This is a genomic window from Eubacterium sp. MSJ-13 (assembly GCF_018918235.1).
Taxonomy (GTDB): Bacteria; Bacillota; Clostridia; order Lachnospirales; family Lachnospiraceae; genus Butyribacter.
Genome location: NZ_JAHLQE010000152.1, coordinates 1 through 5,506 on the forward strand (window position 1 = coordinate 1; position 5,506 = coordinate 5,506).

Annotated in this window: 6 protein-coding genes; all 6 read left to right on the plus strand. The window is 37.7% G+C overall.

Annotated elements, in window-relative coordinates; genetic code table 11:
• Positions 1 to 570, plus strand: a 570-nt coding sequence (locus tag KQI69_RS09430; protein WP_216565129.1) for a PD-(D/E)XK nuclease domain-containing protein, incomplete at its 5' end; no start/stop codon positions are given.
• Positions 545 to 1,396: an AraC family transcriptional regulator gene (locus tag KQI69_RS09435; protein ID WP_216565130.1), complete on the plus strand. Its 852-nt coding sequence runs from the start codon at positions 545 to 547 to the stop codon at positions 1,394 to 1,396. The genes KQI69_RS09430 and KQI69_RS09435, both read left to right, overlap by 26 nt.
• Before the next feature lie 253 nt (positions 1,397 to 1,649).
• A complete protein-coding gene (locus KQI69_RS09440; RefSeq protein ID WP_216565131.1) occupies positions 1,650 to 2,981 on the plus strand; it encodes an MFS transporter in 1,332 nt (443 codons plus the stop codon).
• Positions 2,974 to 4,620, plus strand: coding sequence for a glycoside hydrolase family 43 protein (locus tag KQI69_RS09445; protein WP_216565132.1), 1,647 nt, complete (start codon positions 2,974 to 2,976; stop codon positions 4,618 to 4,620). Before KQI69_RS09440 ends, KQI69_RS09445 begins: the two co-directional genes overlap by 8 nt.
• A 78-nt stretch (positions 4,621 to 4,698) precedes the next feature.
• Positions 4,699 to 4,998, plus strand: coding sequence for a hypothetical protein (locus KQI69_RS09450; protein WP_371818810.1), 300 nt, complete (start codon positions 4,699 to 4,701; stop codon positions 4,996 to 4,998).
• Positions 4,999 to 5,200: 202 nt separating this feature from the next.
• Positions 5,201 to 5,470 carry a MarR family transcriptional regulator gene (locus KQI69_RS09455; protein ID WP_253289084.1) on the plus strand — a complete coding sequence of 90 codons (270 nt, stop codon included), beginning with the start codon at positions 5,201 to 5,203 and terminating at the stop codon, positions 5,468 to 5,470.
• Positions 5,471 to 5,506 lie beyond the last annotated feature (36 nt).

The following is a 5,506-nucleotide window of genomic DNA, read 5'->3' on the forward strand; positions in this document are numbered from 1 at the left end:
ACGCTTACAAACAGAGAAATCCTGTTTATGTTTAGAAAAATGATACTCAGATGGTTCACTCCTGCGAAAAATGAAAAAAATGAGTTTGTAAAAGCACTTATCAGTGGGGATGTAGAAGCAATGAATGAGTATATGAATGAGGTAGCTTTGAATACATTTAGTTCATTTGACTCAGGAAAGAAAACAGCTTCAAAAAAAGCACCAGAGAATTTCTACCATGGCTTTGTCTTAGGTCTTATGGTAGACCAGTCCGAAAATTATATCATAACCTCAAATCGTGAAAGTGGCTTTGGCAGATATGATATAATGATGGAACCTATAGACAAAAACAACGATAAGTACCAAGGAAGAGGTCTCCCTGGAATAGTAATAGAATTTAAAGTAATAAATCCAAGAAAAGAAAACACACTTGAGGAAACAGTCGAAGCGGCATTAAAACAGATAGAAGAAAAAAATTATGATGCAGAGTTGATAGGGAGAGGAGTAAATCCTTCAAATATCCACCATTATGGTTTTGCGTTTAAAGGCAAGGAAGTGTTGATAGATGGAACCAGAAAAGATGCGTCATGAAATCGTGACAAGTAATCCGGATGTAGATGTGAGATTTTATCTGTCTAAGGATGAGGGCAGTTATGTTTCACCACATTGGCACAATAGTCTTGAGATTGTTTATGTTATCAAGGGGAAAGTTGTGCTTAATCTTCCAAGAGGTGTCAAGGTGACAGCCTGTGATGGTGAATTTTTTATGGCAAATCCAAGAGAGATACATTCTGTTCTGGCGGAAAAAAACGAGGCACTTGTACTTCAGATTCCACAGCGTTTTTATGACAAATATATTCCGTCAATGCATCTTCGCAGGTTTTTTGTTGATATGCATCCGGGGGATGAGATTGAAAAGACAAAGCTTGAACGGTTAAAAAAGATTTTTACGGATATGTATGTTGTCTATGATGTGCGTCCTGAAGGTTATCTTCTTCGTTTTAACAGTCTGCTTTATGAGTTATTATTTACGCTTATCCATTCATATTCTGAAAAACTTTTGCAAAGAGATTTCGACAGGGATGATAAGTATTTCAATAGGATAAAGGGGATAATGGATTTTATAGACAAAAATCATGCTGATGGAATATCAACAGTGGTTATCGCAGATCAATTTGGATATAATGCTGATTATATGGCACGATTTTTTAAGAAGTATATGAACTGTACTGTTACTGACTATATATATATTGTGCGTATCGGTTATGTACATCGTGATCTTGTTAATACGGCAGATTCAGTTGCAGAGATTTTTGAGAGACATGGCTGTACAAATCACCATCTTGCAATGAAGTATTTTCGCTCACAGTATGGCTGCACACCGAGGGAACATAGGAAAAAGTATCAAAGTAAATAAAAGGCATAGATAAAGACATCATTTTTATGGTGTCTTTTGTTGATATATAAAAGTCGGAATAATACCTTTTTTGTGTCTGAATAGATGGAGTTTCTTTTGTATATAAGAGTTTATACTGTAATTACATTAAAGATAGTTACGAAATCATTTTGAACTGTGTTAAAAGAAAATATCTACACACAGACAAATAGGATTTCGGACTTAGACCTTATAAGTTGGTGATTATGATATAAAGGCGAAAGGAGGGCTCGTTATGAGTCAGAAAAAAAGTGAAATCCGTTTTTGGGAGCGTTTTTCTTATGGCTGCGGAGATTTAGGCTGTAATATCATCTACTCGGCAATGTCATCATTTCTTTTATTTTATTACACAGATTATGTTCATGTAAGTGCAGGCGTTATCGGTACTATAATGCTTTTATCAAGAGTGTTTGATGGCGTTACGGACTTGATAATGGGAATTATCGTTGACAGGACAAAATCAAGATTTGGAAAGTGCAGACCGTGGATACTCCGCATGGCAATCCCATTTGCACTGGCAGGAATCCTACTGTTTTCAGTTCCATCAGGACTTGGTAATTCGGCTAAGCTGGTATATATTTTTATAACCTACAATTTAGTTTCTTCTGTTATATATACAGCTATAAATGTACCATATGCAACACTTAATTCACTGATTACACAGGATCAGTATGAGCGTTCAGTGCTCAGCATTTTCCGTATGATATTGGCAACAACAGGAACATTGATTATTACAAATCTTACACTTCCTTTAGTTGAATTTTTCGGAAATAATCTTTCAGCATGGACAAAAACATTTGCTGTATTTGGAATTTTGGCAGTAATCGTATTTATGATAACATTTACAGGAACAAAAGAGCGCGTAGTTCCTGCAAAAGATACAAAACAGGAAAAGGTTCCATTTGTAAAGGGAATCGGTTTATTGTTCCAGAATAAATACTGGATAATGATAACAATAACACTTGTATTTATCTTTATCAATTATTCGTTAAATGGTGGGGCAGCAGTATATTACGCAAAAAACATACTCCACAACAGTGACATGGTTGGAACAATGAACCTTGTTGCAAACCTTGTTCAGATAGGTGTGATGTTCTTTACTGCATTTATCATTAAGAAGATTGGTAAGAGAAATATGCTCATCATCGGAGCTGTTATCTATGGACTCGGTTTTGCAATGTTTGGCTTTGTTGGAACAAACATGGCAGGAATAATAACTGCGTGTGTACTTAAAGGTGTTGGAAATGCCGGAATTTCATCATGTATGTTCGCAATCGTATCTGATACTATCGAGTATGGTGAGTGGAAAACAGGTTACCGTACAGAGGGACTTATAAATTCTGCTTCAAGTTTTGGTTTCAAGGTAGGAAACGGACTTGGTTCTGCGATCCTTGGCTGGGTTATCGGTGCAGCAGGAGCAGGCACAGGTTCAGAAATCACATTTATCTGGATTCCTGCAATCCTTTGTATAGGACAGGTTGTTGTAATGTGGTTCTACAAACTTGATAAAGAGTATGACGGAATCGTTGAAGCACTTGAAAAGGAAGGAGCGAATAAAAATGCTTAAAAATCCAATATTAAAAGGTTTTAACCCTGACCCATGTATCTGCCGTAAAGGTGATGATTATTATATTGCAGTATCAACATTTGAGTGGTTTCCGGGAATACCGGTTTACCATTCAAAAGATATGAAAAACTGGGAGCTTTACACACATGTTCTCACAGATGATACTAATCCTGACCTCAAGAAACTGCCTTCAGCAAAGGGAATATGGGCACCATGTCTTACATATTGTGAGCAGGAAGATATGTTCTATGTTGTATATGGTGTCATGAATTCAATGAATGCAAGATATTTTGATGTGGATAATTTTGTTATCACTGCAAAGGACATAAGAGGACCGTGGAGTGAGCCGGTATATTTACACTCATCAGGATTTGATGCGTCAATACTCCACGATGATGACGGAAGAAAATATATTGTCTCACTTGACTGGGAGACAAGAGAGGGCTATGAAAAGCCGGGCGTTATCGCAATCTCTGAGTATGACCCTGAAAAGAAAGAGATAATCGGTTATCCAAAACGCATCTGGCGTGGAGGTACGGACAGAGGATGTATCGAAGCTCCTCATCTTACAAAGAGAAACGGTTATTATTATATTATGTGTGCAGAGGGCGGTACGGGATATAACCACTGTGTAACAATGGGACGCTCAAAAAATGTGTGGGGACCATATGAAGGTGATCCTATGAATCCTATAGTTACATCAAATCCGCTCGTATCAAATGAGCGACACGATCCAGACCATTTGAAACCAAAATACTTCAATCCTGATGTGGTATTGCAGAAAGCCGGACATGGAAGTTATGTTGAGACACAGCTTGGCGAGGTATATCTTGTGCATCTTTGTTCAAGACCGTTCAGACCGGAACTTCGCTGCACACTCGGTCGTGAAACGGCAATCCAGAAAATGAAATGGACAGAGGACGGATGGCTTCGGATGGCAGACGGAAGCAATATTGCAAAAGAGTATTGTGAGGAGAGCAAGCTGCCTGAATATCCGGTAAAACAGATACCAGATTTTGATGACTTTGACGATGACACACTCGGCAATTTCTATTATGCACCTAGAATAATGCCACAGAGTTTCGCCGATGTAACGGCAAGAAAAGGTTATGTCCGTCTGCGTGGTCAGGAATCGAGAGCATCTTTAAACAAAGTAAGCATACTTGCAAGAAAACTAACAAGCGTGTATGCCACTGTTACAACAAAGATGGAATTTGTACCGGAAGTGCACCAGCACTCAGCAGGACTTATAATTTATTATGACAACATGAATTATATAAATCTCCGCAAATATTACAGTGAGACACTCGGACAGAGTGCAATCTCAATAATCGCACTTGAGAATGGAGAAAAAACGGAGTTTGTCAATACAAGGCTTGCAGTAGATGATGTACCTATCTATTTCAGACTTGAAATAAGAGGAAAACATTCGCAGTTCTTCTGGAGCTATAACGGAAGAGATTACAATAAGATAGGAATACCGTTTGATACAACAAAATTCTCAGATGAGTATTGCAAGTACGGTGAATTTACCGGAACAATGGTCGGAATCACCTGTGCTGACAGAGTAAAGCATAAGCATTATGCGGACTTTGATTTCTTTGAGTATAAGGCTGATGAAGATAAAGCGGTGGAATAATTTTTAGGGATAAAAAAACAGGGAACAGACTATCCGATTGATGTTGCATTTGCGTCATTTGGAGAAAATCCTATTGGTATGCAGGATAAGATGACATCGATAGATGTACTTCGTATGGCAGAAAACCTGCAGTGTAAAGTTGTAATTCCAATTCATTGGGATGTGTGGACAAACTTCCAGCCGGATTGTAATGAAATTGACCTTTTATATAATTTTAAGAAGGATAGAAATGAATATAAATTTAAGCCTTACTATTGGCAGGTAGGCGGAAAATATACTTATCCGGCTGATAAAGATAAGAAATATTATCACCATAGACGCGGATTTGAGGACTGCTTTGAAGCACCACAGAATATCCCATTTCGTTCTTGTTTATAAGATACAATATTTTAATACTATCAAGGAGGTCCATTCTATTGCGTAGCGCGATGAGTGGAGGCTGGGGATTTGCTTGTATCAGGAGGGGAAAAGCCCCTTCTGATATGCTGCTATAGCAGCTAATAGTGTTATGAGCAAGCAGTAGGGCGGATTGCGAATATCCGCTTGATTTTATTTGTTGGATATAGAAATGGAGTAAAAAATGGAAGATATTAAAAATTATGAATCAATGAGTGTTCAGGAAAAATGGAATATTTTAGCTTCTGTTGCAGATTTATATTATAATTCAGAAATGACACAAAATCAGATTGCTGAGAGAATGTATACTTCCAGATCAAAAGTATCGAGGATGCTGAAAGAGGCACGGGAACTTGGAATTGTTGAGATATATATTAGGGAGCCGTGGGAGAGAAACTTGGAATATGAACAATATTTTAAAGATTCTTTTGGTGTGAATTACCCCGACTTATAGAAGTCGGAGCTTCCTGCTTCAACCACTACTGCACTG

Excerpts from the sequence above, each read along its gene's own strand:
- KQI69_RS09435 (WP_216565130.1), top strand. The coding sequence starts at position 545 with ATGGAACCAGAAAAGATGCGTCATGAAATCGTGACAAGTAATCCGGAT.
- KQI69_RS09440 (WP_216565131.1), top strand. The coding sequence starts at position 1,650 with ATGAGTCAGAAAAAAAGTGAAATCCGTTTTTGGGAGCGTTTTTCTTAT.
- KQI69_RS09445 (WP_216565132.1), top strand. The coding sequence starts at position 2,974 with ATGCTTAAAAATCCAATATTAAAAGGTTTTAACCCTGACCCATGTATC.
- KQI69_RS09450 (WP_371818810.1), top strand. The coding sequence starts at position 4,699 with ATGCAGGATAAGATGACATCGATAGATGTACTTCGTATGGCAGAAAAC.
- KQI69_RS09455 (WP_253289084.1), top strand. The coding sequence starts at position 5,201 with ATGGAAGATATTAAAAATTATGAATCAATGAGTGTTCAGGAAAAATGG.